15 protein-coding genes are annotated in these 16,111 nt (G+C 56.3%); 8 read left to right on the top strand and 7 right to left on the bottom strand.

The features are described 5' to 3' along the window. Window positions 1–4: 4 nt before the first annotated feature. Complete coding sequence (locus ABLU96_RS04635) at window positions 5–877, top strand: phosphoribulokinase (RefSeq protein WP_004854874.1); 873 nt, start codon at window positions 5–7, stop codon at window positions 875–877. Between the two features lie 43 nt (window positions 878–920). On the opposite strand, the gene ABLU96_RS04630 is transcribed toward ABLU96_RS04635, so the two are convergent. Next, window positions 921–1,325 (bottom strand): OsmC family protein, encoded by a 405-nt coding sequence (locus tag ABLU96_RS04630; protein ID WP_004854875.1) that lies wholly within the window; start codon window positions 1,323–1,325, stop codon window positions 921–923. 304 nt (window positions 1,326–1,629) lie between these two features. On the opposite strand from ABLU96_RS04630, the gene crp reads away from it, so the two are divergent. Together crp and ABLU96_RS04620 are read left to right on the top strand one after the other, a co-directional pair. Next, window positions 1,630–2,262 (top strand): cAMP-activated global transcriptional regulator CRP, encoded by a 633-nt coding sequence (gene crp, locus ABLU96_RS04625; protein ID WP_000242758.1) that lies wholly within the window; start codon window positions 1,630–1,632, stop codon window positions 2,260–2,262. 51 nt (window positions 2,263–2,313) lie between these two features. Continuing rightward, window positions 2,314–4,392 (top strand): YccS/YhfK family putative transporter, encoded by a 2,079-nt coding sequence (locus ABLU96_RS04620; RefSeq protein ID WP_064357747.1) that lies wholly within the window; start codon window positions 2,314–2,316, stop codon window positions 4,390–4,392. On the opposite strand, the gene ABLU96_RS04615 is transcribed toward ABLU96_RS04620, so the two are convergent. The 5 genes from ABLU96_RS04615 to ppiA all read right to left on the bottom strand — a co-directional run bounded on the left by ABLU96_RS04615 (window position 4,382) and on the right by ppiA (window position 7,724). Further along, window positions 4,382–5,602, bottom strand: coding sequence for an aspartate aminotransferase family protein (locus ABLU96_RS04615; protein ID WP_064406495.1), 1,221 nt, complete (start codon window positions 5,600–5,602; stop codon window positions 4,382–4,384). The two genes, ABLU96_RS04620 and ABLU96_RS04615, sit on opposite strands and share 11 nt — an antisense overlap. An 89-nt stretch (window positions 5,603–5,691) precedes the next feature. Continuing rightward, on the bottom strand, window positions 5,692–6,255 hold the full coding sequence (gene pabA / locus ABLU96_RS04610) for an aminodeoxychorismate synthase component 2 (protein ID WP_014227049.1): 564 nt from the start codon (window positions 6,253–6,255) through the stop codon (window positions 5,692–5,694). A gap of 31 nt (window positions 6,256–6,286) precedes the next feature. After that, complete coding sequence (locus tag ABLU96_RS04605) at window positions 6,287–6,889, bottom strand: putative adenosine monophosphate-protein transferase Fic (RefSeq protein ID WP_009654847.1); 603 nt, start codon at window positions 6,887–6,889, stop codon at window positions 6,287–6,289. Beyond that, the gene (locus ABLU96_RS04600; protein ID WP_004854887.1) at window positions 6,879–7,046 is read right to left on the bottom strand and encodes a YhfG family protein; all 168 of its coding nucleotides are present in this window, start codon (window positions 7,044–7,046) and stop codon (window positions 6,879–6,881) included. Before ABLU96_RS04600 ends, ABLU96_RS04605 begins: the two co-directional genes overlap by 11 nt. Window positions 7,047–7,154: 108 nt before the next feature. Further along, window positions 7,155–7,724: a peptidylprolyl isomerase A gene (gene ppiA / locus ABLU96_RS04595; protein ID WP_004854889.1), complete on the bottom strand. Its 570-nt coding sequence runs from the start codon at window positions 7,722–7,724 to the stop codon at window positions 7,155–7,157. A gap of 277 nt (window positions 7,725–8,001) precedes the next feature. Between ppiA and tsgA the strand changes: the two genes are divergently transcribed. Then, complete coding sequence (gene tsgA, locus ABLU96_RS04590) at window positions 8,002–9,186, top strand: MFS transporter TsgA (RefSeq protein WP_064406494.1); 1,185 nt, start codon at window positions 8,002–8,004, stop codon at window positions 9,184–9,186. Here tsgA and ABLU96_RS04585 read toward each other — a convergent pair. Next, window positions 9,183–10,505, bottom strand: a complete 1,323-nt coding sequence (locus ABLU96_RS04585; RefSeq protein WP_064406492.1) for a cytosine deaminase — start codon at window positions 10,503–10,505, stop codon at window positions 9,183–9,185. The genes tsgA and ABLU96_RS04585 overlap by 4 nt on opposite strands. Window positions 10,506–10,745: 240 nt before the next feature. Between ABLU96_RS04585 and nirB the strand changes: the two genes are divergently transcribed. From nirB to cysG, 4 genes are all read left to right on the top strand, one after another. Then, on the top strand, window positions 10,746–13,289 hold the full coding sequence (nirB, locus tag ABLU96_RS04580) for an NADPH-nitrite reductase large subunit (RefSeq protein ID WP_032751535.1): 2,544 nt from the start codon (window positions 10,746–10,748) through the stop codon (window positions 13,287–13,289). After that, window positions 13,286–13,612, top strand: a complete 327-nt coding sequence (nirD, locus tag ABLU96_RS04575; RefSeq protein WP_004854898.1) for a nitrite reductase small subunit NirD — start codon at window positions 13,286–13,288, stop codon at window positions 13,610–13,612. Before nirB ends, nirD begins: the two co-directional genes overlap by 4 nt. A gap of 136 nt (window positions 13,613–13,748) precedes the next feature. Continuing rightward, complete coding sequence (nirC, locus tag ABLU96_RS04570) at window positions 13,749–14,555, top strand: nitrite transporter NirC (RefSeq protein ID WP_032751537.1); 807 nt, start codon at window positions 13,749–13,751, stop codon at window positions 14,553–14,555. Window positions 14,556–14,662: 107 nt separating this feature from the next. Further along, complete coding sequence (gene cysG / locus ABLU96_RS04565) at window positions 14,663–16,036, top strand: siroheme synthase CysG (RefSeq protein WP_004854905.1); 1,374 nt, start codon at window positions 14,663–14,665, stop codon at window positions 16,034–16,036. Window positions 16,037–16,111: the final 75 nt, after the last annotated feature.

Genomic DNA, 16,111 nt, shown 5'->3' with positions numbered 1-16,111 from the left:
TGTTATGTCTGCCAAACATCCGGTGATTGCCGTCACGGGCTCCAGCGGCGCGGGAACCACGACCACCAGCCTCGCCTTTCGCAAAATTTTCGCCCAGCTTAATCTGCACGCCGCCGAAGTTGAAGGCGATAGTTTTCACCGCTATACCCGTCCGGAAATGGACATGGCGATCCGTAAAGCGCGCGATCAGGGCAAACATATCAGCTACTTTGGCCCCGAGGCTAACGACTTCGGCCTGCTGGAACACACGTTCGCCGAATATGGGCAAAGCGGCAAAGGCCAGTCGCGCAAATATTTACATACCTATGACGAGGCCGTGCCGTGGAATCAGGTTCCGGGGACCTTCACGCCCTGGCAGCCGCTGCCGGAACCGACTGACGTCCTGTTTTATGAAGGCCTGCACGGCGGCGTTGTGACGCCACAGCATAACGTAGCAAACCATGTCGACCTGCTGGTCGGCGTGGTGCCCATCGTCAATCTTGAGTGGATCCAGAAGCTTATCCGCGACACCAGCGAGCGCGGACACTCTCGTGAGGCGGTCATGGATTCCGTGGTCCGCTCGATGGAAGATTACATCAACTTTATCACCCCGCAGTTTTCACGCACCCACCTCAACTTTCAGCGCGTACCGACGGTGGATACGTCCAACCCGTTTGCGGCCAAAGCCATTCCTTCACTGGATGAAAGCTTTGTCGTTATCCATTTCCGTAATCTAAAAAATATCGATTTCCCCTGGCTACTGGCGATGCTGCAGGGCTCGTTTATTTCGCATATGAATACCCTGGTGGTACCGGGCGGGAAAATGGGGCTGGCGATGGAACTGATTATGGCGCCGCTGGTTGAGCGGCTGATGGAAGGCAGGAAAATCAGCGAGTAGCCAGAACCCCGGTGGCGCGATTGCCGGCCGGGGCGCGTTCGGCTTACCCTTCGATCACTTCATAAGAGTGGGTAATGTTTACCGCTTTCTCAAGCATCAGCGCGACGGAACAATACTTTTCCGCCGACAGGTCGACCGCGCGAGACACGGCAGCGTCCTTCAGTTCTTTACCGGTCACGATAAAATGCAGATTGATATGGGTAAACAGACGCGGCGCCTCTTCGCGGCGCTCCGAGGTCAGCTTAACTTCGCAGTTGGTGACGTTCTGGCGGCCCTTCTGCAATATGGAAACCACATCAATCGCGCTGCATCCGCCTGCCGCCATCAGTACCATTTCCATTGGGCTGGGCGCTTTATCCCCGGAATTGCCGTCCATCAGAATCTGGTGGCCAGAAGCCGACTCACCGATGAAGGTTAACCCTTCAACCCACTTCACTCGCGCTTGCATAAATTTAACTCCAGGGCTGTAATTTTCCTGACAGATTACGCGTACATAACAATTCTCGCAACGGAAGGCGACCTGGGTCATGCTGAAGCGAGACACCAGGAGACATGCGGCGAAAGCTATGCTAAAACAATCTGGATGCTACAGTAATACATTGATGTACTGCATGTATGCAGAGGAGTTCACATTACAGGCTGCAGAAAACTTTCAGCCGGATTCCCAGGTATAGGGATTCAATACGATTGCATGCCCGGATGCCGTGTAGTGTCGGCACCCGGAGATAGCTTATAACAGAGGATAACCGCGCATGGTGCTTGGCAAACCGCAAACAGACCCTACCCTTGAATGGTTCTTGTCTCATTGCCACATTCATAAGTACCCATCAAAGAGCACGCTGATCCACCAGGGTGAGAAAGCAGAAACGTTGTACTACATCGTTAAAGGCTCCGTGGCTGTACTCATCAAGGATGAAGAAGGTAAAGAGATGATCCTCTCTTACCTTAATCAGGGCGATTTCATCGGTGAATTAGGCTTGTTTGAAGAAGGCCAGGAGCGTAGCGCTTGGGTACGTGCGAAAACCGCATGTGAAGTGGCCGAAATCTCCTACAAAAAGTTCCGTCAGCTGATCCAGGTTAACCCGGACATCCTGATGCGTCTCTCTTCGCAGATGGCTCGTCGTCTGCAGGTCACGTCTGAGAAAGTCGGCAACCTCGCCTTCCTTGACGTTACCGGTCGTATCGCTCAGACGCTGCTGAACCTGGCTAAACAGCCGGATGCGATGACCCACCCGGACGGTATGCAAATTAAAATTACCCGCCAGGAAATTGGTCAGATCGTCGGATGCTCCCGCGAGACCGTTGGCCGCATCCTGAAAATGCTGGAAGATCAAAACCTGATCTCCGCGCACGGTAAAACTATCGTCGTCTACGGTACCCGTTAAGTCGGTAAAACGGCGTATTGCCTGACAATACGCCGTTTTTGTTTTCCCCTCATGTGGCGCAGGCTGATTTACCACCCGGAAGTCAACTATGCACTGCGGCAAACGCTGGTGTTGTGTCTGCCGGTTGCGATTGGGCTTCTGCTCGGTCATCTCCAGCAGGGGCTGCTGTTTTCTCTTGTTCCCGCCTGCTGCAACGTTGCCGGGCTGGATACGCCGCATAAACGCTTCTTTAAACGCCTGATTATCGGCGGCAGCCTGTTTGCCGGCTGTAGCCTGATCGTTCAGCTCCTTCTGCAGCGAGACATCCCTTTGCCGCTGATCCTCACGGGTCTGGCGCTCATCCTCGGCGTCACCGCCGAAATCAGCTCCCTGCACGCTCGGCTGCTGCCCGCCTCGCTTATCGCGGCTATTTTTACCCTCAGTCTCGCTGGCAATATGCCGATCTGGGAGCCGCTGTTAATCTACGCCATGGGCACCTTATGGTATGGCGTGTTTAACTGGTTCTGGTTTTGGCTGTGGCGCGAACAGCCGCTGCGCGAATCATTAAGCCTGCTCTACCGGGAGCTAGCCAACTACTGCGAGGCCAAATACAGTCTGCTTACCCAGCATACGGACCCCGCCACATCGCTGCCGCCGCTGCTCAACCGCCAGCAGAAGGTGGTGGATCTGATTACCCAGTGCTATCAGCAGATGCATATGCTGGCGGCTAACCAGCGCAGCGATCACAAACGCCTGCTGCGCGCTTTCCAGGTTGGACTGGACCTTCAGGAACATATTTCCGTCAGTCTTCATCAGCCGGAAGAGGTGCAGAAACTGGTGGAGCGCAGCCACGCGGAAGCGGTGATTCGCTGGAACGCGCAAACCGTTGCCGCCCGCCTGCGGGAGCTGGCGGACGATCTCCTCTACCACCGTTATCCTCAGCGCTTTCAGATGGATAAACAGATCGGCGCGCTGGAAAAAATCGCCTGGCAGCATCCGGATAATCCGGTTGGCCAGTTCTGCGCCTGGCACTTCAGCCGCATTGCCAGGGTTCTGCGCACCCAGCGCCCGCTATACGCGCGTAACCTGATGGCGGATAAAACCCGCCGCCTGCCGCTGCTGCCCGCGTTGAAAAACTATCTGTCGCTTAAGTCGCCGGCGTTACGAAACGCGGCGCGTATCAGCGTGATGCTGAGCGTCGCCAGCCTGATGGGCAGCGCGCTGCATCTGCCTAAGCCCTACTGGATCCTGATGACCGTGCTGTTCGTGACGCAAAACGGCTACGGCGCAACCCGGGTACGTATCGTCCATCGGGCTGCCGGAACCATTGCAGGACTGGTCATTGCCGGGCTCACGCTGCACTTTCACGTTCCTGAAGGCTATACGCTGACCGCGATGCTGTTCATCACGCTGTTAAGCTATCTGATTATCCGCAAGCACTACGGCTGGGCGATGGTCGGGTTTACGGTGACGGCGGTGTACACTCTGCAGCTGCTCACCCTGAACGGCGAGCAGTTTATCATCGCCAGACTGATTGATACGCTGATTGGCTGTCTGATCGCCTTCGGCGGAATGGTCTGGCTATGGCCGCAGTGGCAAAGCGGGCTGCTGCGCAAAAATGCCCACGATGCGCTGGAAGCCGATCAGGAAGCGCTCAGGCTGATCCTCAGCGACGATCATCAGGCCCCGGCGCTGGCCTACCAGCGCATGCGCGTTAATCAGGCGCATAACGCGCTGTTTAACTCGCTGAATCAGGCGATGCAGGAACCCGGCTTTAACTCGCACTATCTGGAAGACATGAAGCTGTGGGTGACCCACAGCCAGTTTATTGTCGAGCATATTAACGCGATGACCACTCTGGCGCGCGAGCACAATATGCTGACGCCGGATCTGGCGCAGCGTTATCTGGAGTCCTGCGAGATTGCGCTCCAGCGCTGCCAGCAGCGGCTGGATTCCGACGGGCCGGGCAGCGCGGGGGATGTGAACATTATGGAGGCGCAGGATGCGGAGGTTCCTCGCGGCCCGCTCAGTACGATGGAGCAGCATTTGCAGCGCATCCTCGGGCATCTGAACACCATGCACACCATTTCATCGGTGGCATGGCGTCAGCGTCCGCATCATGGCATCTGGCTGCGCGCCACTAAGCGCTAAGCACCCGCTCAACCGCCCGGGCAAAGCGCGCCATGCCTTCAGCAATATCGCTATCATCAATCACCAGCGACGGTACGAAGCGCATCACGTCCGGTCCGGCATTGAGCACCATGACGCCCGCCTCTGCGGCGGCGTAGAGGAAATCGCGCGCCTTCCCGTGATACTGCGGCTTCAGCTCGGCGCCGATAAGCAGACCCATGCCGCGAATATCGCTGAACAGATCGAACCGCGCGTCAATGCGCTGAAGGTGCTCAACAAACAGCTCGCGCTTCGCGGTGACGCCGTCCAGCACTTCCGGCGTATTAATCAGATCGAAGGCCGCTCCACCGACCGCGCAGGCCAGGGGGTTACCACCGTAGGTTGAGCCGTGAGAACCCGCGTGGAAAGCGCTGGCGATATCATGGGTGGTCAGCATCGCGCTGATAGGGAAGCCGCCGCCAAGCGCCTTGGCGCTGGTCAGAATATCCGGCGTCACGCCGTAGTGCATATAGGCAAACAGCGAGCCTGTGCGCCCCATACCGCACTGTACTTCATCAAACACCAGCAGTGCCTGGTGCTGGTCGCAGAGATCGCGCAATCCTTGCAGGAATTCCGGCGTCGCCGCCGTCACTCCGCCTTCACCCTGAATCGGCTCGACCACCACCGCGCAGGTATGATCGTCCATCACGGCTTTCACAGCGTGTAAATCGTTAAACGGCACGTGAACGATATCGGCCGGTTTCGGCCCAAACCCGTCGGAATATTTCGGCTGACCGCCGACGGAGACGGTAAAAAGCGAGCGACCGTGAAACGCATTATGGAAAGCGATGATTTTGGTTTTGTACGGGCTATGGCGGGTCACGGTGTAATGGCGCGCCAGCTTGAAAGCCGTTTCGTTAGCTTCCGTTCCGGAGTTCATAAACACGACGCGATCGGCAAAAGTCGCATCCACCAGCTTCCGCCCGAGTCGCAGGGCCGGTTCGTTGGTAAAAACGTTGCTGGTATGCCACAGCTTTTCACCCTGCTCATGCAGTGCCGCCACCAGCGCCGGATGGCAATGACCGAGCGCGGTCACGGCAATCCCACCGGCGAAATCAACGTACTCTTTACCCTGCTGATCCCATACCCGGCTTCCCTTACCCTTCACCGGAATAAATTCTGCCGGTGCATAAATCGGCAAAATGACCTCATCGAATGTAGCGCGGGTGATTGCCGGTTGTTCAGTTGCCATGTGGTGCCCATCCTTTACGTTATGCAGCAATGATTATGATAATCTAATCACAAAATATGCATAAAAAATCAACCCATGGCAACTACAAATCACCGATTGAGGAAGTTTGCCAGCAGCTGGTGGCCCTGCTCGCTGAGAATACTCTCCGGATGAAACTGCACGCCCTCGAGATCGAACACGCGGTGGCGAATGCCCATGATCTCCCCCTCTTCGCTGCGGGCGGTCACCTCAAAGCATTCAGGCAGCGTTAGCGGATCAATGAGCAGGGAGTGGTAGCGGGTCACCGTAAGCGGGTTATTCAGTCCAAGGAACACCCCTTGGCCGGTATGGCTGACGGGGGACGTTTTCCCGTGCATGACTTTGGCGGCGCGTACGATAGCGGCGCCGAAAACCTGGGCGATGGCCTGATGGCCGAGGCAAACGCCTAAGATCGGCGTTTGGCCGGAAAAATGGCGGATCGCCGCCAGTGAAATCCCCGACTCATCCGGCGTACAGGGGCCCGGCGAGATAACGATTTTCGCTGGCGCCAGGGAAATAATGTCCGCTAACGTCAGCTCGTCGTTACGCCTGACCAACACTTCCGCCCCAAGTTCGCAGAAATACTGGTACAAATTCCAGGTGAAAGAATCGTAGTTATCGATAAGCAGGATCATAGCGGCTCCGGGAACAAAGAACCGCGCTATTCTACTCAGTTTCCGTCGCTTCGCTTACCACTTTGCGAAATATCGTCCGCAGTGGAGAAAGGTCGCCCATCGCTCCGCTCTGGTTGGCCTGGTTCCACGCATCGACCGCAATATCGCGCCAATCCAGCGTATAGCCCGCATGAATAGCCAGCTGCTCAAAGAAAATGCGTTGCGCCATGCCGTTACCGAGACGGAAAGGATGCAGGACGTTAATTTCGCAGTAGTAATGAGCAAGACGTTCAATGAATTTATCCTGCGCGAGACCCACCAGATAACCTTCCTCTTCAAGATCCTGAAGCAGCGCGTTTCCCTCTTTTTCGATATAGGCAAAATGGCAGAAACGGGTGTCGCCCTGATAGATATCCACTTCACGCAGCTGCCCCGCCCAGTCGAAGACATCCTGATAGAGCTGGCGATGAATAGCGCAGAGATGAGGCAACCCCCGCACCAACGGCCCGAGTTCAATGGTTGCCGCGCGTAATGCGGTCAGCTCCCACGCCGCCTGCTCAAGTCGCTGAGCCTGGCGAATCCCCAGGCGGTTGCGCATCACCTTAAGACCGGGGTAGAGATAGGGGTCCCGCCCCTCGCCGAATTTATCGCTCATAGTGACTCCTTAACGCCGCAATGCGCGCCAGGGCTTCTTCGGGGGTAAGGGTTATCAGCGGAACATCGACGCCCTCCAGCCGTCGGCTGGCCTGAAAATTCACGTTACGTCGATCCTCCCAGAGACGGGACTTCTGTTTTTCGGTGAGCTTTTTCATTTAACACCTCCCTGACGCGTCCGCAGTTGCCACAAGTATAAGCGGCAAAAAACGATTTCGCAGGGAAGCGGGGGCTGCGCGGGTACGGGTTACCCGCGCAAAATAAGATTACGGCAGAACTTTTGCGGAAAGGATCACGATAGGTTTGGACGGTACATTCTGATACGGGCCAACGTTATGGGTCGGCACCTGAGAAATCTTATCCGCCACGTCCATACCTTTAACGACTTTACCAAACACCGCATAGCCAAAATCACGCTGGCCATGATCGAGGAAGGCGTTATCCGCAATATTGATAAAGAACTGGCTGGTGGCGCTGTCCTGATCGGCGGTACGCGCCATGGCGATGGTGCCACGCGTATTGCGCAGGCCGTTGTCGGCTTCGTTTTTAATCGGTGGATTAGGCTGTTTCTGCTGCATCTGCTCGTTAAAGCCGCCGCCCTGCACCATAAAGCCCGGGATCACCCGGTGAAAAGTGGTGTTGTTATAAAAGCCGCTGTTCACGTACTTGAGGAAGTTATCCACCGAGATGGGTGCTTTCTGGCTATTCAGCTCAAGCTCAATATTGCCCGCAGACGTGGTCAGCAACACATGGGGATCCCCTTTTGCCGCCATGGCCGGGGAGAATGCTGAAATGGCGAAAACGGCAGCCACCGCCGCGAGAGTTGATTTGAGCATGGAAATTCCTTAACGGAGCAGAATAAAAACCGAGTGCTTTGATTCTAAAGAGCCTTTGCATCCTGGGCCAGCCTTTTACCTAATTTTACTTAGCTGAAACAGTTGTAACGATGGGCCTGGCGATCGGCCAAATAGATAAATGTGATATGAGTCACACTAAGAATTGCAAAAAGATATAAATTTCAGAATAAACGTTTGCTTGAATCACGCTAACGCATAAAATCTGTCCGCCCGGCGCAGAGTCAACGCGCTTTACATTTCTATTCACAGGCCAGTCATGACTAACAGCAATCGTATCAAGCTCACATGGATCAGCTTCTTCTCCTACGCCCTGACCGGCGCGTTGGTGATTGTCACCGGGATGGTGATGGGAAATATCGCAGATTATTTTCATCTGCCCGTTTCCAGTATGAGCAACACCTTTACTTTCCTTAATGCCGGTATCCTGATCTCTATCTTCCTGAACGCCTGGCTGATGGAAATTGTTCCGCTGAAAACCCAGCTGCGTTTTGGCTTTATCCTGATGGTTCTGGCCGTCGCGGGTTTAATGTTCAGCCACAGCCTGGCGCTGTTTTCCGCTTCGATGTTCGTGCTTGGCCTGGTCAGCGGGATTACCATGTCGATTGGTACCTTCCTGATCACCCATATGTATGAAGGCCGTCAGCGCGGAGCGCGTCTGCTGTTCACCGACTCCTTCTTCAGCATGGCGGGGATGATCTTCCCGATGCTGGCCGCTTATCTGCTGGCGCGCAGCATCGAATGGTACTGGGTTTATACCTGCATCGGCCTGGTCTACGTCGCTATTTTCATTCTGACCTGCGGCTGCGAATTCCCGGTATTGGGCAAAAAAGCCCTGCAGGATAGCCAGCCGGTAGTGAAAGAGAAATGGGGTATCGGCGTGCTGTTCCTCTCCATCGCTGCGCTATGCTACATCCTCGGTCAGCTGGGCTTCATCTCCTGGGTGCCGGAATACGCCAAAGGCCTGGGCATGAGTCTTGGCGACGCGGGTAAACTGGTGAGCGATTTCTGGATGTCGTACATGATCGGCATGTGGTCTTTCAGCTTCATCCTGCGCTTCTTCGACCTGCAGCGTATTCTGACCGTGCTGGCGGGCGTAGCGACGGTACTGATGTATCTGTTTATCAACGGTTCGCCGGAGCATATGCCGTGGTTTATTCTGACCCTCGGCTTCTTCTCCAGCGCCATCTATACGTCGATCATCACCCTGGGTTCACAGCAAACCCGAGTGTCGTCGCCGAAGCTGGTGAACTTCATTCTGACCTGCGGCACCGTGGGTACTATGCTGACTTTCGTCGTGACCGGCCCTATCGTTGCCGCCAGCGGTCCGCTGGCAGCGCTGCATACCGCTAACGGCCTCTATGCCGTGGTGTTTGTGATGTGTCTGATCCTCGGCTTCGTCTCCCGCCACCGTCAGAACAACGCGGCAGCGGAATCGCACTAAGCCTCAGGCCCCTTTGTTCCGGCAAAGGGGCTATTTCGGGTAAAGAACAGCTCCTCCCCGCCCCGATCCATCTGAACCCAAGTTTGCGCCAGCTGCGTGGTGGCAATGACTCTCCCCTGGCGGATTGACCAACGCACCGGAACCTGACAACGCACGGCCTCAAACCCGTTTTCCGCGGGCAGAATCACCAGATTCGCCGTGTTCCCCGTCGCAATACCATAATCGCTCAGGCCAAACGTGCGCGCGCTATTTTCCGTGACCAGCTTCAGTCCCTCGTTAATCTGCTGATAGCCCATCATCTGGCAAACGTGCAGACCCATGTGCAGCACCTGCAGCATATTGCCGGTCCCCAGCGGATACCAGGGGTCAAATACATCGTCATGGCCAAAGCAGACGTTAATGCCCGCCGCCATCAGCTCCTTCACGCGCGTGATACCGCGACGCTTCGGATAGTCGTCAAAGCGTCCCTGGAGGTGAATATTGACCAGCGGGTTAGCGACGAAGTTAATGCCAGAGAGCTTCAGCAAACGAAAAAGACGTGACGTATAGGCGCCATTGTAGGAGTGCATCGCGGTGGTATGGCTGGCGGTCACTTGCGACCCTATCCCCTCTTTTAACGCCAGGGCCGCCACGGTTTCAACGAACCGCGACTGTTCATCATCAATTTCATCGCAGTGGATATCCAGAGGCCGCTGATACTTTTTCGCCAGACGGAAAGCGATGTTCAGGGATTCCACGCCATATTCGCGCGTAAATTCAAAATGCGGAATCGCGCCCACCACGTCGGCCCCCAGACGCAGCGCCTCTTCCAGCAGGGCCTCACCATTGGGGTAGGATAAAATGCCCTCCTGGGGGAAGGCGACAATCTGCAGCTCGACCCACGGCGCGACCTCCTGTTTTACCTCCAGCATGGCTTTGAGTGCGGTCAGCGTCGGATCGGAAACATCAACGTGGGTACGCACAAACTGGATGCCGTTGGCGATCTGCCACTTCAGCGTCTTCCACGCGCGGGCTTTAACGTCCTCATGGCTCAATAAAGCCTTACGCTCAGCCCAACGCTCAATCCCTTCAAACAGCGTCCCGGACTGGTTCCAGTTCGGCTCTCCGGCGGTTTGGGTCGTATCAAGGTGGATATGCGGCTCAATAAAAGGGGGGATGGCCAGTCCGCCGCGGGCGTTCAGCACTTCAAAATTCTCTTTGCGCGCCTCCCCCATAGGGGTGATATCCCCGAAGCGCCCCTTGTCTATCGCTATCTGCCATAACCCTTCGCGATCGGGCAGACGAACGTTCTCAATTAACCAAAGCGGCGCTGCTGTCATATCGATGACTCCCGTAATTGTTGCTGAAGTTTTACTCAACCCGCCGCGGGTATCCGTTGCTAATTTTGTACATAAAAAAAGCAAAAAGGAAAAGCCAGCGTTTTCCGTCACTTATAAAAATACTGACAAATCATAAACATACCACTTAAGTAGTAGGTAAAGGTGTAATTGATTTGCATCAATAAGTGTCGCGGCTGAATCGTTAAGGTAGGCGGTAATATAAAAGAAATCGAGGCAAAAATGAGCAAAGTCAGACTCGCTATCATTGGTAATGGTATGGTCGGCCACCGCTTTATTGAGGACCTTCTTGATAAATCCGACGCCAGCCTGTTCGATATTACCGTCTTCTGTGAAGAACCCCGTATCGCCTACGACCGCGTGCACCTCTCCTCCTACTTCTCTCACCATACCGCCGAAGAACTCTCTTTGGTACGGGAAGGTTTCTACGAGAAGCACGGCGTTAAGGTGCTGGTCGGCGAACGCGCCATCACCATCAACCGCCAGGAGAAGGTTATTCACTCCAGCGCGGGCCGTACCGTTTTCTATGACAAGCTGATTATGGCAACCGGCTCCTATCCGTGGATCCCGCCGATAAAAGGTTCTGAAACTCAGGACTGCTTTGTTTATCGCACCATTGAAGACCTGAACGCGATTGAAGCCTGCGCCCGTCGCAGCAAGCGCGGCGCCGTCGTCGGCGGCGGTCTGTTAGGCCTCGAAGCCGCGGGCGCGCTAAAAAACCTCGGCGTTGAGACCCACGTGATTGAATTCGCCCCCATGCTGATGGCGGAACAGCTGGATCAGATGGGTGGCGAACAGCTGCGCCGTAAGATTGAAAGCATGGGCGTGCGGGTGCACACCAGCAAAAACACCAAAGAGATCGTTCAGGAAGGTACCGAAGCGCGTAAAACCATGCGTTTTGCCGACGGCAGCGAGCTGGAAGTCGACTTTATCGTCTTCTCTACCGGTATCCGCCCGCGCGATAAGCTGGCCACCCAGTGCGGTCTGGAAGTCGCTCCGCGCGGCGGCATCGTGATTAACGACGCCTGCCAGACCTCTGACCCGGATATCTACGCCATCGGTGAATGCGCCAGCTGGAACAACCGCGTTTACGGCCTGGTCGCCCCGGGCTACAAAATGGCTCAGGTTACCGTTGACCATATCCTCCAGACCGAAAACGCCTTTGAGGGCGCGGATCTTAGCGCCAAGCTGAAGCTGCTGGGCGTTGACGTCGGCGGCATTGGCGACGCTCACGGTCGTACGCCGGGCGCGCGCAGCTACGTTTACCTCGACGAAAGCAAAGAGGTCTACAAACGCCTTATCGTCAGCCCTGACAACAAGACCCTGCTCGGCGCGGTGCTGGTGGGCGATACCAGCGATTACGGCAACCTGCTGCAGCTGGTGCTGAACGCCATCGAACTGCCGGAAAACCCGGACTCGCTGATCCTCCCAGCGCACGCGGGCAGCGGTAAGCCGTCCATCGGCGTCGATAAACTGCCGGACAGCGCACAAATTTGCTCCTGCTTTGACGTCACCAAGGGCGCATTGATTGCCGCTATTAATAAAGGCTGCCACACGGTGGCGGCGCTGAAAGCGGAAACCAAAGCCGGTACCGGCTGCGGCGGCTGTATCCCGCTGGTGACTCAGGTGCTCAACGCCGAACTGGCGAAACAGGGCATCGAAGTCAACAATAACCTGTGCGAGCACTTTGCGTACTCCCGTCAGGAACTGTTCCACCTCATCCGGGTGGAAGGCATCAAAACCTTTGAAGAGCTGCTGGCGAAACACGGTAAAGGCTACGGCTGCGAAGTGTGTAAACCGACCGTGGGCTCGCTGCTGGCTTCCTGCTGGAACGAATATATCCTCAAGCCGCAGCATACCCCGCTGCAGGATACCAACGACAACTTCCTGGCCAACATCCAGAAAGACGGCACCTACTCCGTTATCCCGCGCTCTGCGGGCGGCGAAATCACGCCGGAAGGCCTGGTGGCCGTCGGCCGTATCGCCCGCGAATTTAATCTGTACACCAAGATCACCGGCTCTCAGCGTATCGGCCTGTTCGGCGCGCAAAAAGACGATCTGCCGGAAATCTGGCGTCAGTTGATCGACGCGGGCTTCGAAACCGGTCACGCGTATGCCAAGGCGCTGCGGATGGCGAAAACCTGCGTAGGCAGCACCTGGTGCCGCTACGGCGTAGGCGACAGCGTGGGTTTCGGCGTCGAGCTGGAAAACCGCTACAAAGGCATTCGTACGCCGCATAAAATGAAGTTTGGCGTCTCCGGCTGTACCCGCGAATGTGCGGAAGCCCAGGGTAAAGACGTCGGCATCATCGCCACTGAGAAAGGCTGGAACCTTTACGTCTGCGGCAACGGCGGCATGAAGCCGCGCCACGCGGATCTGCTGGCAGCGGATCTTGACCGCGAAACGCTGATGAAATACCTCGACCGCTTCATGATGTTCTATATCCGTACCGCCGACAAACTGACCCGTACCGCGCCGTGGCTGGATAACCTGGAAGGCGGCATCGATTATCTGAAGTCGGTCATCATCGACGACAAGCTGGGCCTGAACGAACATCTGGAAGAAGAGATGGCCCGCCTGCGTGAAGCGGTAGTCTGCGAGTGGACGGAAACCGTTAACACCCCAGCGGCCCAGGTGCGCTTTAAACACTTCATCAACAGCGATAAGCGCGATCCGAACGTCCAGGTGGTCCCTGAGCGTGAACAGCATCGCCCGGCCGCGCCCTACGAACGTATCCCGGTAACTCTGGTGGAGGAAAACGCATGAGCCAGTGGAAAAACATCTGCAAACTCGATGACATCTTGCCGGAAACCGGCGTCTGCGCGCTGTTAGGCGACAAACAGGTGGCGATTTTCCGCCCCTATCACGGCGACCAGGTGTTTGCGATTAGCAATATCGACCCGTTCTTTGAATCCAGCGTCCTGTCTCGCGGCCTGATCGCCGAGCATCAGGGCGAACTGTGGGTGGCCAGTCCGCTGAAAAAGCAGCGCTTCCGCCTGCGCGACGGCCTGTGTATGGAAGATGAAAGCCATTCGGTGGCGCACTATGAAGCCCGAGTGAAAGACGGCGTCGTGCAGCTACGCGGTTAATCACTTTATGGGAGGCGCAACGCCTCCCTTTTTTTGCATTTTTTTCTTCAATTGATGGCACAACGTCATTTGTACTGCATCGCGAAGGCAGCTAACCAAGAGCCAGCGCAAGGGATGAGGTGCTAAAGGAACTCCTATGTTTACGGACACAATAAACAAGTGCGCGGCCAACGCCGGGCGCATTGCGCGCCTCTCGGCCAATCATCCACTCAGCTTCTGGGTCAGCGCCATGATGGCGGGCGCCTACGTCGGCCTCGGCATCATTCTTATATTCACCCTCGGCAACCTGCTCGACCCTGCCGTTCGCCCGCTGGTGATGGGCGCCACCTTTGGCATTGCGTTAACGCTGGTGATTATCGCCGGCTCTGAATTGTTCACTGGCCACACCATGTTCCTGACCCTGGGCGTGAAGGCGGGGACCATCAGCCAGGGGCAGATGTGGGCGATTCTGCCGCAAACCTGGATGGGTAACCTTGCGGGTTCCGTTTTCGTGGCGCTGCTGTATAGCTGGGGCGGCGGCAGCCTGCTGCCGGTCGATACCAGCCTCGTCCACACCGTCGCGCTGGCAAAAACCAGCCAATCCGCGATGGCGCTCTTTTTCAAAGGCGCACTGTGTAACTGGCTGGTGTGTCTGGCGATCTGGATGGCAATCCGTACCGAAGGCGCGGCAAAATTTATTGCTATCTGGTGGTGTCTGCTGGCGTTTATCGCGTCCGGCTATGAGCACTCCGTCGCGAATATGACGCTGTTCGCCCTCTCCTGGTTTGGCCATCATAGCGATGCCTACACGCTTGCGGGAATCGGTCACAATCTGTTATGGGTAACACTCGGCAATACTTTGTCCGGTGTCGTATTTATGGGATTGGGTTATTGGTATGCTACGCCGCAATCGGAGCGCCCCGCCCCGGAAAAAACTAACGAGACTAAGAGTCTGGCTCAGTAGACGTAATCGGTGCAGGCAGGTTGAACATTGCCCAGGTTCAACCTGATAAATAAGATAGCCTGATAGCCAGATTCTAAGGCTGCTGCCAATAATTAAGAGGGAATGTCGTGGACCATTTGCCTATATTTTGCCAATTACGCGATCGCGACTGCCTGTTAGTCGGCGGCGGCGATGTGGCTGAACGTAAAGCTCGCCTGTTACTGGACGCTGGCGCCAGATTAACGGTCAATGCCCTGGATTTTGTGCCGCAATTCCAGGTATGGGCCGATGCAAACATGCTGACCCTGGTTCAGGGGGAGTTTAATCCTGCTCTGCTGGATAACTGCTGGCTGGCCATTGCCGCAACCGACAACGAAGCGGTTAATCAACGAGTCAGCGCGTCAGCGGAAGAAAGGCGAATATTTTGTAACGTGGTCGACGCCCCTCAGCAGGCCAGCTTTATTATGCCGTCGATTATCGACCGCTCGCCGCTGATGGTGGCCGTCTCATCCGGCGGCACCTCGCCGGTTCTGGCGCGCCTGCTGCGCGAAAAGCTGGAATCAGTTTTACCGCTGCATTTAGGCCAGCTGGCCCACTACGCAGGTCAGCTGCGCTCAAGAGTAAAGAAACAGTTTGCCACCGTCGGCGAGCGCCGACGCTTTTGGGAGAAACTGTTTGTTAACGACAGGCTGGCGCAGTCGCTGGCCAACGAGGACCGCCAGGCCGTCGCTGACGCCACGGAGCAGCTGCTGACCGAGCCGCTGGATCATCGCGGTGAAGTGGTACTGGTGGGCGCCGGCCCCGGCGACGCCGGACTGCTGACCCTCAAAGGCCTGCAGCAAATACAGCAGGCCGATGTCGTGGTTTATGACCGCCTGGTCTCCGACGATATCATGAATCTGGTGCGCCGCGATGCCGACCGGGTCTTCGTGGGTAAACGCTCGGGCTACCACTGCGTACCGCAGGAAGAGATTAACCAGATTCTGCTGCGCGAAGCCCAGGGGGGGAAACGCGTTGTACGACTGAAAGGCGGCGATCCGTTTATCTTTGGCCGCGGCGGCGAAGAGCTGGAAACCTTGTGCCATGCCGGTATTCCGTTCTCCGTTGTACCAGGAATTACCGCGGCCTCAGGCTGTTCCGCCTACTCGGGCATTCCCCTGACCCACCGGGATTTTGCCCAGGGCGTGCGCCTGGTTACCGGCCACCTTAAGACCGGCGGCGAGCTGGACTGGGAAAACCTGGCGGTTGAAAAGCAAACCCTGGTGTTTTATATGGGCCTGAACCAGGCCCCGGCGATCCGGGAAAAACTGATTGCCCACGGCATGGCTGCGGATATGCCCGCAGCCATCGTTGAAAACGGAACGGCGATAACGCAGAAGGTTGTCACCGGCACGTTAGAGCAATTGGATATTCTGGCCCAGCAAATGGCCAGCCCGGCGCTGATTATTGTCGGCCGCGTGGTCGGCCTGCGCGATAAGCTAAACTGGTTCTCCAACCATTAATGACGCTGATGTAGCTCAAAACCGCTCACAAATTAAAAAGCCGGATGCATTGCACCCGGCTTTTTATTGCGCTGA

This window comes from Klebsiella sp. CN_Kp106 (assembly GCF_040064575.1).
Taxonomy (GTDB): domain Bacteria; phylum Pseudomonadota; class Gammaproteobacteria; order Enterobacterales; family Enterobacteriaceae; genus Klebsiella; species Klebsiella michiganensis.
The sequence above is the reverse complement of the archived record's forward strand: the minus strand, read 5'-3'. Positions and strand labels throughout refer to the sequence as shown.